The organism is Dyella kyungheensis, from assembly GCF_016905005.1.
Taxonomy (GTDB): domain Bacteria; phylum Pseudomonadota; class Gammaproteobacteria; order Xanthomonadales; family Rhodanobacteraceae; genus Dyella; species Dyella kyungheensis.
This window is the reverse complement of sequence record NZ_JADIKC010000010.1, coordinates 166,405-183,807: the sequence shown is the minus strand read 5'-3', so window position 1 is coordinate 183,807 and position 17,403 is coordinate 166,405. Positions and strand designations below refer to the sequence as shown.

The window sequence follows — 17,403 nt, the reverse complement described above, 5'->3', positions numbered from 1 at the left end:
CATGACCAAGACCCTCTACCGTTCCGTGCTCGCCTTCAGCGTGGCCATCGCGCTCGCTGGCTGCACCGTCGGCCCGGACTATCAGCGGCCCGAGGCGCCCCAGGCTCGCGCCTATGCACCGACGCCCATCGCTACCGACACGGGATCGGCGGCGGGCCCGGGCGGCGAGGCGCAGCACGTCCTGGCCTCGATGGATATTCCCGGCCAGTGGTGGACCTTATTCCACTCCGCGCCGCTCAACGGCCTGATCGATGACGCGCTGAAACACAACGCCGATATCGAGGCGGCTCACGCCGCGCTGCAGGTCGCCTGGGAATCGGTGTATGCACAACGCGGTGCGTACTTTCCGACCGTCAACGCCAGCGCGAATTCCACGCGCCAGAACGATGCCAACGACGTCGCCAGCGGCGTGGCATCGAACGCCGACCTGTACACGCTGACCACGGCGCAGGTCAGCGTGTCCTATACGCTCGACATCTGGGGCGCCAACCGTCGGCAGGTGGAGTCGCTGGCGGCCCAGGCCAATGCACAGCGCTTTCAGCTGGAAGCGACGTATCTCACTCTGACCAGCAATGTGGTGAACGCGGCGATCCAGGAAGCATCGTTGCGTGCGCAGATGGAACTGACGCGGAAGATCATCGGCGAGCAGGAGACGATCCTCGCTACCCTGAAGCGGCAACACGAGCTGGGCGATGCGTCCGATGCGGCCATCGCGGTGCAGGTCGCCGTACTGGAGCAAAGCCGCGCCACCTTGCCGCCGCTGGACAAGCAGCTGGCGCAACAACGCGATCTCCTGGCCACCCTGACCGGGCGAACGCCGGATCAGCCCATCGATGCCCAGTTTCAGCTCGATGCGCTGCAACTGCCCAGCGAACTGCCGATCAGCCTGCCTGCGCAGCTGGTCGAACAGCGTCCGGATGTGCGTGCGGCGGAAGAGCAACTGCATTCGGCCAGTGCGCAGGTCGGCGTGGCGATCGCCAATCGCTTGCCCAACGTGCAGATCAACGCGGCCTTGGGTGGCGCTTCGGAACGAACCAGCCAGTTATTCGCGGCGGGCAGCGGCTTCTGGGCGGTGGGCGCAACGGTGACGCAGCCTTTGTTCGACGGTGGCTCGCTGAAGCACAAGCAGCGCGGTGCCGAGGCTGCGTATCGCCAGGCAGCGGCGCAGTACCGAAGCACCGTGCTTGGTGCCGTGCAGAACGTGGCGGACACGCTGCACGCCATCGACGCGGATGCGCGTGCGCTGGCTGCTGCCGAGCGGGCCGAGCAAGCCGCCGAACACAGTCTTGATATCGCCAGGCGCCAACTCGCCCTGGGCGACCTCAGCGAAAGCGCGATGCTCAACGCACAGCTCGTCTGGCAGCAAGCGGCACTGAGTTCGGTGCAGGCGAGGGCGGCGCGCTATGCCGATACGGTGGCGCTGTTCCAGGCGCTCGGTGGCGGCTGGTGGCATCGGCAGGACGCGGGCAGCGTGGCATCGACCCCGGCGGCCGGGCCGCGCTGAAGCCCGGTCATTCCTGCAGTTCGATATCGAGGCTGTAGAGCAGTGAAACGGCTTCTGGCAACGAGAAGCGGGCGCGCTTGACGTCATTGTTGAAGAGGTCGATGCGGTAGTTCTGCGCATCGGTGAAGTTGGCGCCGACCAGCCGCGTGCGGGCGAACACGCTGTCGCTCAGGTCCGTATCGCGGAAATCGGCGTCCTCGCAGTTGGCATCGGTGAAGTCGACGTCGATGGCGCGGCATTCGGTCAGCTCGCACTCGCGCAGGTCCAACCCGAAGAACGACGAGTCGTTCAGCACGCAACGCCGGAAAACGAGGGCCCTGGCCGTGCGTATGCGTGGCCAGTGGGCTTTCGTCCAGTGGATGCCGACCATCTTGCAGTCGGTGAAGGTCACGCCATCGAAGCCGCTGCCGGTGAGGGTGGCGAGGCTGAGGTTGCAGTCCTGGAACTGGCAGTCGCTGAAGCGGCAGCGGGCGAGCGTCGCCTCGCTGAAGTTGCAGCGCGTGAAGCTGCAGTCGCGGAAGCGGATGCCTTCCAGCGTGGCGCCGGTGAGATCGAGGTTCTCGAAAACGGCGTCGTCGTATTCGCTTTCGCTCAGGGTGTGCTCGGTCATGCGCGGGCAGGCATCACTGCGAACCCGACTCGCACGCCACCCGCCGCTTGTGCCGCCACCACAGCACCAGCGCCACGATCAGCGCCGCGGCGCCGACCAGCCACAGGCCGTTCTGGCCTCGATGGATCCACATCGCCAGCCATTGGTGGTTGTCGGCGCCGAAGTACCCCAGGTAGACCCAGATCGGCACGCTGATCAGCGCGGCCAGTCCGTCGAGCAGGAAGAAGCGCAGGAACGACACGCGATGGGTGGATCCCGCGGTGATGAACACGGCGGTGCGCATGCCCGGCAGGAAGCGCGCGATGAACATCAGGCGATTGCCGTAGCGCTCGAACTTGTGTTGCACCTTGGCGTAGCGTTCGGGCGTGAGCACGCGCGCGACGAAGCGCAGCTTGAGGATGCGCGCGCCGAAATGATGGCCGAGCAGGAACATGCCCGAATCGCCGACCAGCACACCGGCCATGCCGATGCCGAACATGGTGTGCACGTTGGCATAGCCCAGGCCGGCAATGACGCCGCCCGCGACCAGGGTGATGTCTTCGGGCAACGGCACGCCGGCGCCGCACAGCAACAACGCGATGAATACCGCGAGGTAGCCGTTTTCGGCGAACACCGTGACCAGTCGTTCAAGCAGTTCCATGCAGGGCGGACTAACCGTGACTCACAAGAGGGGCCGATGATCCCATACGAAGACGTCCGTACGCTTGCGGCAGCGCAGGGGCGCTCCATGCCCCTGCTCCCATACGGAAGAGGGCCGGGCTGAGGCGCAATCTTGCAGGGCCAATAGTTAGAACCCTGTTCTTTTCATGCCGAGGAGGACTGCACCCCAGAATTTGTCTCACGGGTCAGGACGGACGCGTGGTGACTCGCGCGGCCAGGAGTTCGCGCAGTTCGGCTTTCTCGGCGCTGTCGAGGTGGCCTTCGCGGCTCTTGGCGGTCAGCCAGTCCCGACGTTGGATCACGGCCTGCTCTTCCATCCGTCGCAGGGCGTCGAAGAACTCCGCACGCTGGGCTTCCGGCTCGCCCACCACCATGGCGGCCATCAGCTTCTGCAGGGCCGGGTATTCGGAGCGTTCGGCAAAATGTTCCACCAGCATGGCGGAGTTGATGCCGGGGCGCGAACGGGCCATGTCGATCAGTTCGGCCAGCAGTTCCACGCCCGGCTTGTCCATGCGTAGAAACCCGTAGGGGCGCTCCACCTGTTCGGCCACGCCGGGCTGGGCCAGCAGCAGGGCGATGGCGCTGCGCACCAGTGAACGCTGCACCACGGTAGGGCGCTGCAACGCCGTGCGTGGTGCCGGCGAATTTTCCAGCGTCGCGCGCGCACCGGTGCGCTTCTCCAGCTCCTGTGCCATCAGGTCGCGGAACGCGCCATCGGGCAGGCGCGCGATCAGCGGGCGGGCGCGTTCGGCGAGGCGTGCGCGGCCATCGAGGCTGGCGGTATCCACGTCGTGCGCCAGCTCGCCGAAGAAGTATTCGGAGAGCGGTGTGGCGGCCTTCAGGCGCTTCTCGAAACCGTCCTTGCCTTCCTTGCGGATCAGCGAATCCGGATCTTCGCCATCAGGCAGGAACAGGAAGTACGCCTGGCGGCCGTCGCGCAAGCGCGGCAGCGCCGATTCGAGCGCCTTCCACGCGGCCGCGCGGCCGGCGCGATCGCCGTCGAAACAGAACACCACGTCGGGCGCCGCGCGAAACAATACTTCGGTGTGTTCGGGCGTGGTGGCCGTGCCCAGCGTGGCAACCGCGATGGGCAGGCCGGCCTGGTGCATGGCGATCACGTCCATGTAGCCCTCGACCACCACGATGCGCGCCAGGCTCGGGTTCGCCTGCTTCACCTGCCACATCGCGAACAGTTCGCGGCCCTTGTGGAACAGCGGCGTTTCCGGCGAATTGAGGTACTTCGGCCCCGGTTCCTTTTGCTGCTGGCCTTCGCGGACGGCCGGCGCGCTGGCGATAATCCTCCCGCCGAACGCGATCACACGGCCGCGGCGATCGAGGATGGGAAACATCAGCCGCTCGCGGAAACGGTCGTAGCGACTGCCGCGCTCGTTGCTAGCCACCATGCCCGCTTCGTTGAGCAGCTGCGTGCGACGTTCGCTGCCACCCAGGGCCTTCATCACGCCATCGAAGCCGGCGGGCGCCCAGCCGATGCGAAAACGCTGGATGGTCTGCGCATCGAGGCCGCGCTTCTTGCAGTACGCCTGTGCTTCGGCGTTCTTCGGCAGTTCGTTTTCGTACCAGCGCGCGGCCGAATCGAGCAGGGCGTAGAGATCGGTCTTGTCTTCGCGTTGTACGCGGTCGTCGCCGCCTTCGCGCGGCACGGTGAGCCCGACCGACTGCGCCAGTTCCTCCACCGCATCGGGGAATTCCAGGCGCTCATAGTCCATCAGGAACTTCACCGCGCTGCCGTGCGCACCGCAGCCAAAGCAGTGGAAGAACTGCTTGGCGGGACTCACGTAGAACGACGGCGAGCGCTCGTTGTGAAAGGGGCAGCAGGCGGTCCATTCGCGCCCCGCCTTCTTCAACGGCACGCGCCGCTCGATCACGTCGACGATGTCGACGCGGGCAAGCAATTCGTCGATGAAGCTGTCAGGGATACGTCCGCGCATAAGCACCCTAGTCTATCGGTTGCGGCAGGACTCTGGCCGCTTTTACCCCCAGCCAGGGCCTGGTGCCCCACTAGCGCTGACATCAGGCTGCCCTATGCTGATACCCGGGGCGTGGCGAAGGCCGGGGGTGCTATGGGACATGTGCTGGGAATGGGCGGGGCGGGCCTGCAGGTGCGCTTTCGCCCGGCGGCGCCGGAAGATGCCGCCGTGGCCGTGCCGTTGATCTACAGCTCCGGCCCGGTGGCCTTCGACTATGTGTTCACCACCCGCGACGGCGGCGATGCGCGGGCTTTCCTGCAGCATTGCTTCGTCGACGGCGCCGGCGAATTCGGCTGGCGCAACCATTGGGTGGGCCAGGTCGAGGGCAAGGTGGTGGCGGTGGGCGCGGGTTTCGGCGCCGAAGCCAAATGGCGGTTCACGCTGGCGGCGGCCCGCCAGATCCTTCGTCACTATGGGTTGCGCCGCGGCCTGGGCGTCATCGCGCGCGGTCTGCGCGTGGAGTCGGTGATCCAGCCACCCCACGGCGACATGCATTACCTGGCCCATCTCGCCGTGCTGCCCGAACTGCGCGGGCACGGCGTGGGCCGCGCGCTCATCGATCAACTGGTGGGCATGGCCCGCGACGTGGGCCGCAGCCGCGTGGTGCTCGACGTCGCCGCCAGCAACCCCCGCGCCGAAGCCCTCTATCGCCGCGCCGGTTTCAAGGTCGTCGGCGAGCGCAAATCGCGACTCGCCAACGAACGCGGCCGGGTGCCCGACCACCGGCGCATGGAGCGCCTCATCGACTGAGGCCCTCGAAGCGCCTGCTTGCTAGGCCATGTGGATGATGCCGAACACCGCCAGCAGGGCGAGCAGGAACAGGATGATGAAGATCGCGAACAGCACCTTGGCGATCGCGCCGGTCACGCCCGATAGCGTGCCGAAGCCCAGCCAGCCGGTAACGATCGAAACGATGGCAAGAATGATGGCCCACTTAAGCATGTGTCGCTCCCATTGGAGAAGGGCACCGGAGGCTCCGGTGGCCGTGCCGTTGTAGGTTCCGATATGTGAAGGCCGTGCAGCGCCGTCGTGCAGACGATGCAGGTTCGGTGATGCTGCCGGCCTTCAGGCGATGGCCGGCAGCCCTGCCAGCGCCTTGTGGCGCCGGCAGCAGTGGCGGGCGATCAGCCGGCCAGACGGCTCTTGATGCGGCTCGACACCACGCCCATGTCGGCGCGGCCGGCGGCCTTTTCCTTCACTGCCGCCACCACCTTGCCCATGTCGCGGGCCGAGCTGGCGCCGGTTTCGGCGATGGCCGCGGTGATCAGCGCATCGATTTCCTCATCGCCCAGCTTGGCCGGCAGGTAGACCTCGATCACCTTCATCTCGGCCTTCTCGATGTCGGCTAGGTCCTGGCGACTCGCCGCCTCGAACTGGCTGATCGAATCCTTGCGCTGCTTGACCATCTTCTCCAGCACGGCCAGCGTCTGCACGTCGTCCAGCTCGATGCGCTCGTCCACTTCGCGCTGCTTGATCGCCGCCAGGATCAGCCGGATCACGCCCAGGCGATCCTTCTCGCCGCCACGCATGGCGGTCTTCATGTCATCGGTGAGCTGTTGCTTCAGAGTCATGGGTCTTTTCCTCGGGAAACACAAAAGCCGGCGTTGCTTGAGGCAACGCCGGCTAGTGTAGGTCTACGAAGACAGCGGCAGCGGATTGAAACGCGCCAGCTGCCAAGCTACCTGTAACGACGCCAGAGGCGCCCGAACCGCGGATCGTCCGCCAGGCGGACGGCGGGCTCAGTACAGGCGCGTGCGACGCGACGTGTCGCGCGAGAGGCGACGCAGGTGACGCTTCACCGCGGCAGCGCGCTTGCGCTTACGCTCCTGGGTCGGCTTCTCATAGAACTCGCGCTTGCGGGTTTCAGCCAGGACGCCGGCCTTTTCGCAGGTGCGCTTGAAGCGACGGAGGGCAAGCTCGAACGGCTCGTTCTCGCGGACTTTTACGCTGGGCATGGAGACTCCAAGTGTTAGACTGGCTCGCCTGAACGAGCCGTTTGAATACGGTGAGCCGCGAAGTATAACGTGGAAACGACAGCAATTTCAAAGCCCCAATCCAACCCCCCGGCAAACAAGCCGGTGCTGGGCATCGAGACCTCCTGTGACGAGACCGGTGTGGCCCTGTTGCGCTGGGAACCCGGCGCGCCTGGCAACGGCCTGCTTTCACATACTCTCTACAGCCAGATCAAGTTGCACGCCGAATACGGCGGGGTGGTACCCGAACTGGCCAGTCGCGACCATGTGCGAAAACTGCTGCCGCTGGTGCGCGAGGCGTTGACCCAGGCGGGCCTGACCACGGCCGACCTGGGAGGGGTAGCTTACACCGCTGGCCCCGGCCTCGTCGGCGCCCTGCTGGTGGGGGCTTCCGCGGCCCGGGCCATGGCCTGGGCCCTTGGCGTGCCGGCCATCGGCGTGCACCACATGGAAGGTCACCTGCTGGCCCCGCTGCTGGAGGAAAACCCGCCCGAGCCGCCGTTCGTGGCGCTGCTGGTGTCGGGTGGCCACTCCATGCTGGTGCAGGTGAAGGGCGTCGGCGAATACAAGATCCTGGGCGATACGCTCGACGACGCCGCCGGCGAAGCCTTCGACAAGACCGCCAAGCTGATGGGCCTGCCTTATCCGGGTGGACCGGCGCTGGCCAAGCTGGCGGAGCAGGGCAGACCGGGCGCGTTCCGCTTCTCCCGCCCGATGACCGATCGCCCTGGCCTCGATTTCAGCTTCTCGGGCCTGAAAACCCAGGTGCTGCTCGCCTGGCAGCAGTCGGACCAGAGCGACCAGACCCGCGCCGACATCGCGCGCGGGTTCGAGGAAGCGATCGTCGACACGATGATCATCAAGTGCCGTCGCGCCCTGCAAGCCAGCGGCGCGAAGCGCCTGGTGATTGCCGGTGGCGTGGGCGCCAACAAGCGCCTGCGCGCGGAACTGGCGGCGGCCGGTGAGAAGGACGGTTTCCAGACCTATTTCCCGCGCCTGGCCTTCTGCACCGACAACGGCGCCATGATCGCCCTGGCCGGCGCCATTCGCCTGGCGCATGGCCAGCACCAGGACGAAACGGTGCAGGTGTTTCCGCGCTGGGATCTGGAAACGCTGCCGCCGGCGATGTGACGGTGCTGCTTCCATGGGTGCGCTCTCCCAGAGAGATCGCTACCCTATTCCCATGGATATCGTTTTCATCGAAGACCTGCGCATCGATGCCGTGATCGGCATCTACGACTGGGAACGCCGCGTGCGGCAGACGCTGTCGTTCGACATCGAAATGGCGTTCGACAACACCGTGCCCGCCGCGAGCGACGACATTGCACTCACGCTCAACTACAAGGACGTATCCAAGCGCCTGATCGACTACGTCGGCACCTCCAGCTTCGGCCTGGTGGAGACGCTGGCGGAGCAATGCGCGGCGATCATCCGGGAAGAATTCGGGGTGTCGTGGGTGCGGCTGAAACTCTCCAAGCCAGGCGCTGTTCGCGGCGCGAAGTCGGTCGGCGTGCGCATCGAACGCGGCATACGACCGCAGTGACGCGTTGAATCGATGGCACGTGCCTACCTGAGCCTGGGTTCCAACCTCGAACCCCTGCGTTATCTCCGCGCCGCGCTCGACGAGTTGCGCGCGCGCTTCGGCGCGCTCACCGTCTCTCCGGCTTATCGCAGCCGGTCGGTGGGCTTCGACGGCGCCGACTTCGTGAACCTGGCCGTGGGGCTGGACACGGATCTTTCGCCCGAAGCGCTCAACGCGTGGCTGCACGCGCTGGAAGATCGCCACGGTCGCCGCCGCGACGTGCCGCGCTATTCCGACCGCACGCTCGACGTCGACATCGTGTTGTACGACGACCTCGTGCTTCAGGGCGAAGGTCATCTGGAGCTTCCGCGCAAGGAGCTTCGCCGTGCCTTCGTGCTCCGGCCGATCGCGGACATCGCGCCGCAACTGAAGCATCCGGTCACGGGAGAGACGATGGCCGCGCTGTGGTCGGCTTTTCCGGCGGATAGCGAGCCGCTGGTCGTCGAGCCGCTGTAAATCAGGCCATTTTCGTTGGGGCATGCTGCGCTGATGTGCCGTTTCCCGCGAGCGATCGACGTCAGGTGCGCGCCATGAGGTGCCACCGCAAGTCGCCGCCTTCCAACAGCGGACCGCTTTTCAGGTTTATCTGATTCCTCGCGGCGCCCTGCGCCAATTACCGTACGCATCGTCGCCTCGGGCGACATGTCAGTCCTGCGCGCAATCGCAGGGCAGTGCGGCGAAGGCCGCCCACGCGGCGACGTCGTCGGTGTCGTCACGCAAGATCCAAGCTGCTCCTTTCGCTGCCGCGCCAGGCAGTGAAAACAGCGCCCATGGCAGGACGTATGGCGAACGAGATGAAGAATGCCACGGCGATTCGCTACGCGATTTGCCCGCATTGCCGCAGCGAAGCGCGGCACGGCGTACGCACCTGCCCGGGATGCGAAGCTGCGGTGAGCTATGGAACGCCGCTTGTCCTCGTCATCGTGACGCTGCTCGCCACCGGCTGGCTGGGCTTCCACGCGCACTGGTTCTTCTACGACTCGTGGCTGGTGGCCTTGCTGCTTGCGGCCGTTGCGGCGGGCGGCGTGTTGGTGCTGCTGTATGAAGCGTTCGACGAGCGGGTCGTCTTCAGGAAGAAGCGTCGCCCCTGGTAGCGCCCGGGCCGTGCCTAGGCGCACGGCATGGTCACGAAAGCGCGCCCCAGCACTGTCCCCGGCCCTGCGGTAATGCTAGAAACCCAACCACCTAACATGGAATGGGGGAAGGGGATATGGCAGGTCGTTTTGCACGCAGTTGGAGCCTGATGAAGGCCAGCGCGGACGTGTTGCGTTCGGACAAGTCGCTGTTGATGTTTCCGCTTGCTTCCAGCATCTGCTGCCTGTTGGTGGCGGCGAGTTTCCTGATCCCGATCATCGCCGCTATGGTGTCCGCCGGCCACGTGGTCGAGCACGGCCAACGCATAAGTGCGGGCGGTTACGTGTTGCTGTTCCTGTTCTACCTGGCCCAGTATTTCGTGATCATCTTCTTCAACACGGCACTGGCCGGTGCCGCGCTCGCCCGCCTGCGTGGCGAACCCGCCAGCTTCGGCGAAGGCATGGCGATTGCCCGCTCGCGCATCGCGAACATCTTCGGCTACGCCTTGATCGCTGCCACCGTGGGTCTGGTGTTGCGCGCACTGCAGGAACGCCTGGGTCTGATCGGCCGCCTGGTAGCCGGTTTCCTCGGCCTTGCCTGGACGGTCGCCACCTTCCTGGTCGTGCCGGTGCTGGCGAGCCAGGACGTGGGCCCGACCGAAGCCATTTCGCGCAGCGTCGAACTGCTCAAGCGCACCTGGGGCGAGAACATCATCGGCAACGCCGGCATCGGCGTGGTGTTCGGCCTGTTGATGTTCATCGCGATCGTGCTGGCGGCCTGCCTGATCGGCGGCGCATTCGCCACCCAGTCGATCACCGCCATCATCGCCGCCATCGTGATCGTCGTCGTCGGCCTGACCCTGCTCGGCCTGATCCAGGCCTCGCTGCAAGGCATCTACGCCGCCGCGCTGTATCGCTATGCCGAAGATGGCGAAGTGGGATACGGCTTCGACCAGGCAATGCTGGAGCAGGCGTTCAAGCCGAAGAAATAAGCCGACGCGCGTTTGAAATAAACGTCTGCGTGTTGCTCGAGCGGGCCAAAGTTTGCTCGCTCGAGCAACAGATGGCTCATCGAAGGCGTGCTCAAATCAACCGCTTAACTTGCATCGGGCAATGCGTTGCCCGATGCCCTTCCTTTTTCGCGGCGCTACGCGGCATTGTTCGCTTCAGAAAGCGCACGGCCTGTCGCTGAGGCGCTATAAGGTACTGATCTTTCGACGGAAAGACGTCGCTTCGTGACATTGGCACGGCGTTTGCCATACCCCCGTCGTCATCCTCCATGGATGGCCTATCGGCCCATTGCGGCCCTATGTGACGACAGAGGATTTGTCATGCCAACACCCGCCTATATCAGCATCACCGGCAAGACCCAGGGCAACATCAGCAAGGGCGCTTTCACCGCCGATTCCGTCGGCAATGTCTATGTGGAAGGCCACGAGGACCAGATCCTCGTACAGGAAGTCGAACACCGCGTGACCACGCCGACCGATCCGCAGAGCGGCCAGCCCTCGGGCCAGCGCGTGCACAAGCCGTTCGTGTTCACCTGCGCGCTGAACAAGGCGGTTCCGCTGATGTACCAGTCGCTGGCCTCCGGCGAAATGCTTCCCAACGTGGAAGTGCAGTGGTTCCGCACCTCGGTGGATGGAAAGCAGGAGCACTTCTTCACCACGAAGCTGGAAGACGCCACCATCGTGGACATCAACACCGTGCTGCCGCATGCGCAGGACTCCACCAAGTCCGAGTACACCCAGTTAATCAAGGTCTCGATGGCCTATCGCAAGATCACCTGGACCCACAGCATCGCCGGCACCGAATCCTCGGATGACTGGCGCAAGCCGATGGAAGCCTAAGGCAAAACCCGACACCACGGCCCGTCATTGGCGGGCTGTGGTGTCGTCTTGTCCACGGAATATTGGAACTTTTGTTCTGCACGCGATGGAGGCCTTGTGCCGCGCCAGACCGACCTTCGTTTCACCTTCGAGCCCGCCAGCGGGATAGCCTTCCAGGTCATCGAGTTTCGCCTGGAGGAATCGCTCTGCCAGCCGTTCAAACTGACGGTCGATCTCAGCTCCGAGAATCCCGCGGTCGACTTCGCCCAACTGCTCGACCAGCCCGCATTGTTCACGCTGTGGCGTGGCGAGCATGCCGAGCGCTATGTCCACGGCCTGGTGTCCTCCATCGAACAGGGGACGACGGGGTTTCGAAGGACGCGCTATCGCGTCATCGTGGAACCGCAACTCGCCCGCGCGGATCTGCGCAGCGACTGGCGCATCTTCCAGCAACAGACGGTACCGCAGATCCTGCAGACCGTACTCAAGCGCTCCGGCATCGCCGATGCCGTGCAAACGCTGACCAAGGGCCATCTGCCGCGCGAATACTGCGTACAGCACGGGGAAACGGACTTGGGCTTCTTCGCCCGGCTCAGCGGGGAGGAGGGCCTTTATTACACCTTTGAGCACAGCGCTCGAGGCCATCGCCTGATCCAGGGCGACCGGCTCTACACCCATGGCGAGATCGAAGGCGGCCCGATCATCTACAACGCTGCCCCCGGTGGCGATCAGGCGGAGCCCTGCCTGCGCTCTTTCCGGTACAGCGAAAACGTGCGCACGGCACGTCAGACCCAGCGCGACTACACGTTCAAGCATCCCCAGTACAACCAGCAACAGGTCAGCGACGGCAGCAACCTCGCGCACCAGAGCCGGGACTACGAGCGCTACGATTTCCCCGGTCGCTACAAGGCAGACGAAGCAGGAAAGCCGTTCACCCAGACCCGCTTGCTGTCGCTGCGACGGGATGCGCAGGTCGCCTTTATCGAGGGCGACGACGCCCGGTTGCAACCCGGCTTGGCTTTCGACCTGCAAGGCCATCCTCGTGAGGATTGGAACACGGGCTGGCGGGTCAAGGGCATGCTGCACGCTGGCATCCAGACCACCAGCCAGGACGAAGACAGCGCCGAGGCCACCGTCGGCACACACTACAGCTACACCGCCGAGATCATTCCCGACCGCGTCGAGTGGAAGCCGCCGCTGTATCCCAAGCCGCGCATCGACGGTCCGCAGATGGCCTTCGTGGTCGGTCCAAAGAACGAAGAGATCTTTTGCGACGAATACGGCCGCGTAAAAATCGAATTCGTCTGGGATCGTTACGGCAACCGCGACGAGTACAGCTCCTGCTGGGTCCGGGTCAGCCAGAACTGGGCCGGCGCTGCCTGGGGGCATATGGCGATTCCGCGTATCGGCCAGGAAGTCATCGTCAGCTACGTCGATGGCGATCCAGACCAACCGATCATCACCGGCCGTACCTACCCGGCCACCAACCCGCCACCCTACGAACTGCCGCGTCACAAGACGCGCACGACCATCAAGAGCCAGACCCACAAAGGGGATGGCTATAACGAATTGCGCTTTGAAGACGAGAAGGACCAGGAAGAAATCTTCGTCCACGCGCAGAAAGACCAGAACATCGTGGTCAATCACGACGAGACCACGCAGATCGGCCACGACCGCAAGGAGAACGTCGAGCACGACGAGACCATCGGCATCGGCCACGACCGCACGGAGACCGTGGGCAACGATGAGCAGGTCACCGTCGGCCGCGATCGCCGCCATCAAATCGGCCAGGACGACTTCCTTCGGATCGAGCGCAATCACGCCATCACCATCGGCAAAGACCGCATCGAGAACGTCGGCAATCACCGCAAGGACCAGACCACGGCCAATCATCTGATCGATGTGGGTGGCCATGTCGAACAGAACGTGCAAGGGCACCACAAGCTCACTGCGGGTCAGAGCATCGAGCGGCAGACGCAACGTTATCAGCTGCAAACAGGCGAGCGGGTGGTCCTGCAGGGTCCAGGTGGCAGCATCACCATCGATGGTAGTGGCATCACTATCGAAGGCACGGTGATCAAGCTGAAGGGTCCGGTGCAGCAGCGTGGCCCGGGAGTCGGTAACCCCTTCGCGATTAAGGGTGCGCCCGCGGCTGGAAAGCCGATCGATCGGCTATGTGGCAGGCAGACCGACGGCAGCTGCGCACTAGCAGATTGCTCGTGCAAGAAGGGGCGCGTGGGATGAACAACGTTCCCACCGTCGAACACTCCGGCTTGCCTGCATTGATGGGCACGAAATCGCCGAGCAACGCGATTCCTTCCACCCCGTTCATCTATCTCCTGCTGCATACACGAGCGCTGGAAGACTGGGCTTATCGGCCATCGCCGTCCGATGCCGGTGACGCCTCTGCCATTGCGCCAAGCGTGACGGAACTGGTGCGTGCGGTCAGTCCAATCAATATGCGCCGATGGCTTTGGGATGGCTTGTCTCAGGAACCCGAGCGTGGCCCGCTTCTCGTCGATGCAACGGACGATGCACCGCTAGTGCAACATGCGCTGGAACACTGGCCGACTTCCAATGCCTTGCTGTTTATCGGCGCATCCCAGGACATTGACGTCATTCACCACCACTTGGCGAGCTTGTCGCGCTTCGTGATGCCCGATCAAGGGCAGGCCCAATTCGACCTCCGACCAGATCACCTTTCAGCGTGGTTGCGCGCGCTCGACGCGCCACACCGCGACGCGTGGCTGGGCCCCATGACACAGCTGTTATGGAGGGAAAGCCGAGCCACCACCCACTATTGGTATCAGCTCGAGCAGGCTTCGCCCCGGACGGCTCAAACAGCCATCGGCTGGCTTCACCTGCGTGCCGATGAGTTGAGTGCCTTCGATCACAACATGCGCGAGAACTTCATCACCAGCGTTGCCAATGAGCTGAGGATACTGCCCGATTACAGCACCTTGAGTGCTGGAGATGCAGAAAGCCATGTACGAGAAACACTGACCGAAGCCGGCAAGCTCAACATCATTTCAGATCACGATTTTCGAACCTGCTTTCTGTTGCTCGCACGTCATCCGCAGCTGCAGGTTGATCCAACGGCGCAAGCCCTGCTCAACGACCTCGAACAATCACCGCAGGATCGTCTGCGCGCGGTAGCGGCACTCGTCAACGAAAAGGAATTCATCCCATGAACGGATCGTCGGCCGGCGGCGCGACCACGTCCCCCGCATGTAGCTCCCGTATTCCCATCGTTCCGGTGCGTTACGCCGTGCTCCCGGGAAATCCGGGGGCCAAGCCTTACGCCTATGCCGGTTCGGGCTATGCCTTGGATCAGGGCCTTCCTGCACTCAAGGAAGCGACCTATACCTTGCGCTCCCTGCGGCCCGGTTACGTCTACGTTTACATGAAAGGTCCGCAAGGCGAAAAACTCGTCATTCACGAATACGACGGGCAAGGCAAATATCGCGAGCTGACCTATACCGGGCTGGAGAACTATCACAAGCGCAATGCCTATCGCGAAGGCGGATCGTCCTATTGGGTATGGGCCGACACCTGTCCAGACACCGCCAAAGAAGTATGGATCGGCTACAGCACGCATCTATGGACCAACGCCATCACCGGCAAGGTAATGGCCAGCGCGTCATGGCGTAAGCGCCTGATGCAGCCGCTGGATATGCATGAGCTGACCAACGGCGAGAAGACTCCATCCAAGCAAAAGCATGTGCTTCCTGCTTCTGCGCTGAGCACTTGGGTCGAGGATTACAAACCTAGATCGCAACGCGTGCCCTTGGCCTGGAGTGCGTGCTTCAGTACCGAAGAACTGCCTCTGCAGATCATCCTCGCCCAGGCGGCGAATTACCCTCACACCCAGCCGCGCGTACCAGTGGCTGTTGCACTCTATGACGCGGAAGGGTTGACGCTTGAGCTCGGCTTGACTGTGGCAGCCAGGCAGCATCAAGCCTTGGATCTCAAGAATACCTTGCTCGCAGGCAGCACCCAGGCCGCTAGCTCTAAGTTGCCCGCGTGCATGCGCCTGGATGTGGAGAAAGTGCAGCCCGAGAGTGCGGACTTTCACCGCAAGAGCGTGGTCGCCTTTTTGCTCGATCAAGCGCTGCGTGGCATGTACAAGGCTAGCAGTATTCCTGCCAATCGTGAGCCCGACGCGCTCGCAAAACTTCGTGGTGAAGGCCATCGCGCGCAACCTTATGGGCGACGCATTCCTACCGATAGCGAACTGAAGTTCGAAGTGCTTACCGATAAGAACCTGTCACCGGATGGCTGGCGTTTTGCAACGCGCATGAATCAAGAGCTGTACAAACAATTTCTCGCAGAACGCGATAGCGCTGACCAGCGGTTGATGACGCTGCTCGAGCGCCTAGCTGTTGCGTGCGCCAACCACGATGCCTGGCTGGCCACAGCTGAGATCGGCAATTTGGAGAAGTCCTATAGCTTGGCCGCCGCGTTCTCTTCATACGATCGGGACCACAAGGTGTCGGCCCAGGGTCTGGAGCAAACGATTGCTTCCTGCATGCACAACATGGGCAACTGCTTGCTGGGTCAGGACGGTCAAGATCCGCGATACAAGCGCTTGGAAAGCTGGGTCGACGACAAGGCCAGTCCAATCTATATGGGTTTGGCTGCCTACAATCCCTTCAGGCTGGCGGTCGAGCAATTCAAAAAGAAGGATGACCTTAAAGGCACGCTGTTGAGCGCCAGCGCCACCGTTATCAATGAGCTTGGCGCGAAGTTCGAAGAGGTCAATGGCGCCACCGACCTTATCGCGGAAACCACCACCACCGTGCTGATGAAGCGGTTGAAAGGTCAGGCTCGTTGGGACAAGAGTCGTAACTTGCGGCAACGGGTCCAGGCCGCCGCGAACGAAGCACAGATGGAAGACATCCTCGGTCTATTGAGGACGCGTTACCGTCTTACCGATCAACTCCACGGTAACGAAGCCAGGCTCACGGAGGACGTGCAGGCACTTATCGACACAGGCATGGCTCGCATCGTGGAGAGCAAGGCGATTGGAGTAGAAACAGGCTCTCGCACAGTCACTTTGACCGAAACCAGAACTGTCGTCGTCCGTCCGACGCTGGCTGGCTGGGGCAAGACGGGCACGCTGGGTGCGCTCAACTTTGCTGTGCTTTATTTCAACTACGTCAATTTGATGGCTGCCCAAAAGGAAATCAGTAGCCACTACAGCAGCGAAAACGCGACCAATCTTGCTTCGGCCATTATGGGCTTTCTGGGCTCGCTGGGTTCGGCCATGGTGAGTGCGCGAGTAATCCAGGTGGGCATTCTCTCGACCATAGCGACCCGCCTGCCGGGCGTGGGTTATCAACTGGCGGTGAAGAGTTTTCTTAGTAGCGTGGCGTTTACGCGATGGACGGGGTATCCGGCGATACTTGCCGGCTTGGCGACAGATATGCAGAAGACTGTGCGCCTCGGTAATTCGGAAAATTATCGCGCGGCGTTTTACACGGGCGTTGGCGGCGTAACCATGGCGATTGGTGGATTTGCTTTAACGGAAGGTCTCATCGGTTTTGCAGGCGGCGTTGCCTTTATTCCCGTCGTCGGATGGGGGGCGGCGGCGGTGGCTATCGTAGGAGCCGCGTTGATGGGGACAGCTCTATGGTTGTACGGAAAGGCCGACGCGGAGAATCACCGTTCTATGGAGTTGTGGCTCACGCGCAGCATCTTCGGCAATCGCATGGGTGATGACAGCAGTCGATACGAGGCAGATCACCGGCCGCAAGCATTCAAAGGTCTGAGTGAAGAACTGCAAGGTTGGTACCAGGCCAGCTTCGGGCCAGTTCTGCTCAATGCTGATGCCGCCAAACAATTGGGTTGGGCGGGAGCTGACTCAACGTTTGAGCACAACTGGCTTGAAGCCAACACGGCCGAATTTACCATCCTGTTGCCCGGGTTCATTGTGAATCAAAGCAGCTGGGATTACGAAATTAGTGTGCCACCACGCCCAGGCGAACGCCTGCCGCTGGCCATCTACGCTGACGCGGTGCCAGGTACGCGAATTACGCCTCATGGTTTGCTCGTGCACTATCGGCGAGCCATCGATAGCGGCAATAACTTGCAGTTTCGCTTGGCGTACCGACCTAATCAGGGTCTGAGTGAGGCCGCAGAAGTGGCGGCTAGTTTTGTGCTTGGCTGAAGAATAAGGAATGGA

17 protein-coding genes are annotated in these 17,403 nt (G+C 63.2%); 11 read left to right on the top strand and 6 right to left on the bottom strand.

The window, feature by feature from the left end; translation table 11 throughout:
* Position 1 precedes the first annotated feature (1 nt).
* The gene (locus ISP20_RS19480) at positions 2-1,504 is read left to right on the top strand and encodes an efflux transporter outer membrane subunit (RefSeq protein WP_204637796.1); all 1,503 of its coding nucleotides are present in this window, start codon (positions 2-4) and stop codon (positions 1,502-1,504) included.
* Between the two features lie 7 nt (positions 1,505-1,511).
* Here ISP20_RS19480 and ISP20_RS19475 read toward each other — a convergent pair whose 3' ends face one another.
* The 3 genes from ISP20_RS19475 to dnaG all read right to left on the bottom strand — a co-directional run bounded on the left by ISP20_RS19475 (position 1,512) and on the right by dnaG (position 4,723).
* Positions 1,512-2,114, bottom strand: a complete 603-nt coding sequence (locus ISP20_RS19475) for a pentapeptide repeat-containing protein (RefSeq protein ID WP_204637795.1) — start codon at positions 2,112-2,114, stop codon at positions 1,512-1,514.
* Between the two features lie 13 nt (positions 2,115-2,127).
* On the bottom strand, positions 2,128-2,754 hold the full coding sequence (locus tag ISP20_RS19470; RefSeq protein WP_204637794.1) for a DedA family protein: 627 nt from the start codon (positions 2,752-2,754) through the stop codon (positions 2,128-2,130).
* Positions 2,755-2,959: 205 nt separating this feature from the next.
* A complete protein-coding gene (gene dnaG, locus ISP20_RS19465) occupies positions 2,960-4,723 on the bottom strand; it encodes a DNA primase (protein WP_204637793.1) in 1,764 nt (587 codons plus the stop codon).
* A gap of 132 nt (positions 4,724-4,855) precedes the next feature.
* Between dnaG and ISP20_RS19460 the strand changes: the two genes are divergently transcribed.
* Positions 4,856-5,512: a GNAT family N-acetyltransferase gene (locus ISP20_RS19460; RefSeq protein ID WP_239536174.1), complete on the top strand. Its 657-nt coding sequence runs from the start codon at positions 4,856-4,858 to the stop codon at positions 5,510-5,512.
* Positions 5,513-5,533: 21 nt separating this feature from the next.
* Here ISP20_RS19460 and ISP20_RS19455 read toward each other — a convergent pair whose 3' ends face one another.
* From ISP20_RS19455 to rpsU, 3 genes are all read right to left on the bottom strand, one after another.
* On the bottom strand, positions 5,534-5,704 hold the full coding sequence (locus tag ISP20_RS19455; RefSeq protein WP_204637792.1) for a DUF1328 family protein: 171 nt from the start codon (positions 5,702-5,704) through the stop codon (positions 5,534-5,536).
* A 182-nt stretch (positions 5,705-5,886) separates the two neighbouring features.
* Positions 5,887-6,333, bottom strand: a complete 447-nt coding sequence (locus ISP20_RS19450) for a GatB/YqeY domain-containing protein (protein ID WP_204637791.1) — start codon at positions 6,331-6,333, stop codon at positions 5,887-5,889.
* Between the two features lie 168 nt (positions 6,334-6,501).
* The gene (gene rpsU, locus ISP20_RS19445; RefSeq protein WP_014404075.1) at positions 6,502-6,717 is read right to left on the bottom strand and encodes a 30S ribosomal protein S21; all 216 of its coding nucleotides are present in this window, start codon (positions 6,715-6,717) and stop codon (positions 6,502-6,504) included.
* A gap of 123 nt (positions 6,718-6,840) precedes the next feature.
* On the opposite strand from rpsU, the gene tsaD reads away from it, so the two are divergent.
* The 9 genes from tsaD (at position 6,841) to ISP20_RS19400 (ending at position 17,388) form a co-directional block, all read left to right on the top strand.
* Positions 6,841-7,866: a tRNA (adenosine(37)-N6)-threonylcarbamoyltransferase complex transferase subunit TsaD gene (gene tsaD / locus ISP20_RS19440; RefSeq protein WP_204637790.1), complete on the top strand. Its 1,026-nt coding sequence runs from the start codon at positions 6,841-6,843 to the stop codon at positions 7,864-7,866.
* A gap of 52 nt (positions 7,867-7,918) precedes the next feature.
* Positions 7,919-8,278 (top strand): dihydroneopterin aldolase, encoded by a 360-nt coding sequence (gene folB / locus ISP20_RS19435; protein ID WP_204637789.1) that lies wholly within the window; start codon positions 7,919-7,921, stop codon positions 8,276-8,278.
* A 12-nt stretch (positions 8,279-8,290) separates the two neighbouring features.
* On the top strand, positions 8,291-8,773 hold the full coding sequence (folK, locus tag ISP20_RS19430; protein ID WP_204637788.1) for a 2-amino-4-hydroxy-6-hydroxymethyldihydropteridine diphosphokinase: 483 nt from the start codon (positions 8,291-8,293) through the stop codon (positions 8,771-8,773).
* A gap of 314 nt (positions 8,774-9,087) precedes the next feature.
* Positions 9,088-9,411 carry a hypothetical protein gene (locus ISP20_RS19425; RefSeq protein ID WP_204637787.1) on the top strand — a complete coding sequence of 108 codons (324 nt, stop codon included), beginning with the start codon at positions 9,088-9,090 and terminating at the stop codon, positions 9,409-9,411.
* A gap of 116 nt (positions 9,412-9,527) precedes the next feature.
* Complete coding sequence (locus ISP20_RS19420; RefSeq protein WP_204637786.1) at positions 9,528-10,382, top strand: DUF6159 family protein; 855 nt, start codon at positions 9,528-9,530, stop codon at positions 10,380-10,382.
* A 339-nt stretch (positions 10,383-10,721) separates the two neighbouring features.
* Complete coding sequence (locus tag ISP20_RS19415) at positions 10,722-11,240, top strand: Hcp family type VI secretion system effector (protein WP_204637785.1); 519 nt, start codon at positions 10,722-10,724, stop codon at positions 11,238-11,240.
* A 96-nt stretch (positions 11,241-11,336) separates the two neighbouring features.
* The gene (locus tag ISP20_RS19410) at positions 11,337-13,463 is read left to right on the top strand and encodes a type VI secretion system tip protein TssI/VgrG (RefSeq protein WP_204637784.1); all 2,127 of its coding nucleotides are present in this window, start codon (positions 11,337-11,339) and stop codon (positions 13,461-13,463) included.
* On the top strand, positions 13,460-14,410 hold the full coding sequence (locus ISP20_RS19405; RefSeq protein ID WP_204637783.1) for a DUF4123 domain-containing protein: 951 nt from the start codon (positions 13,460-13,462) through the stop codon (positions 14,408-14,410). The genes ISP20_RS19410 and ISP20_RS19405 overlap by 4 nt, the downstream gene beginning before the upstream one ends.
* Positions 14,407-17,388: a T6SS effector BTH_I2691 family protein gene (locus ISP20_RS19400; protein WP_204637782.1), complete on the top strand. Its 2,982-nt coding sequence runs from the start codon at positions 14,407-14,409 to the stop codon at positions 17,386-17,388. Before ISP20_RS19405 ends, ISP20_RS19400 begins: the two co-directional genes overlap by 4 nt.
* Positions 17,389-17,403: the final 15 nt, after the last annotated feature.

Coding starts and splice junctions, on each gene's coding strand:
- ISP20_RS19480 (WP_204637796.1), top strand. CDS start 2: ATGACCAAGACCCTCTACCGTTCCGTGCTCGCCTTCAGCGTGGCCATC.
- ISP20_RS19475 (WP_204637795.1), bottom strand. CDS start 2,114: ATGACCGAGCACACCCTGAGCGAAAGCGAATACGACGACGCCGTTTTC.
- ISP20_RS19470 (WP_204637794.1), bottom strand. CDS start 2,754: ATGGAACTGCTTGAACGACTGGTCACGGTGTTCGCCGAAAACGGCTAC.
- dnaG (WP_204637793.1), bottom strand. CDS start 4,723: ATGCGCGGACGTATCCCTGACAGCTTCATCGACGAATTGCTTGCCCGC.
- ISP20_RS19460 (WP_239536174.1), top strand. CDS start 4,856: ATGGGACATGTGCTGGGAATGGGCGGGGCGGGCCTGCAGGTGCGCTTT.
- ISP20_RS19455 (WP_204637792.1), bottom strand. CDS start 5,704: ATGCTTAAGTGGGCCATCATTCTTGCCATCGTTTCGATCGTTACCGGC.
- ISP20_RS19450 (WP_204637791.1), bottom strand. CDS start 6,333: ATGACTCTGAAGCAACAGCTCACCGATGACATGAAGACCGCCATGCGT.
- rpsU (WP_014404075.1), bottom strand. CDS start 6,717: ATGCCCAGCGTAAAAGTCCGCGAGAACGAGCCGTTCGAGCTTGCCCTC.
- folB (WP_204637789.1), top strand. CDS start 7,919: ATGGATATCGTTTTCATCGAAGACCTGCGCATCGATGCCGTGATCGGC.
- folK (WP_204637788.1), top strand. CDS start 8,291: ATGGCACGTGCCTACCTGAGCCTGGGTTCCAACCTCGAACCCCTGCGT.
- ISP20_RS19425 (WP_204637787.1), top strand. CDS start 9,088: ATGGCAGGACGTATGGCGAACGAGATGAAGAATGCCACGGCGATTCGC.
- ISP20_RS19420 (WP_204637786.1), top strand. CDS start 9,528: ATGGCAGGTCGTTTTGCACGCAGTTGGAGCCTGATGAAGGCCAGCGCG.
- ISP20_RS19415 (WP_204637785.1), top strand. CDS start 10,722: ATGCCAACACCCGCCTATATCAGCATCACCGGCAAGACCCAGGGCAAC.
- ISP20_RS19405 (WP_204637783.1), top strand. CDS start 13,460: ATGAACAACGTTCCCACCGTCGAACACTCCGGCTTGCCTGCATTGATG.
- ISP20_RS19400 (WP_204637782.1), top strand. CDS start 14,407: ATGAACGGATCGTCGGCCGGCGGCGCGACCACGTCCCCCGCATGTAGC.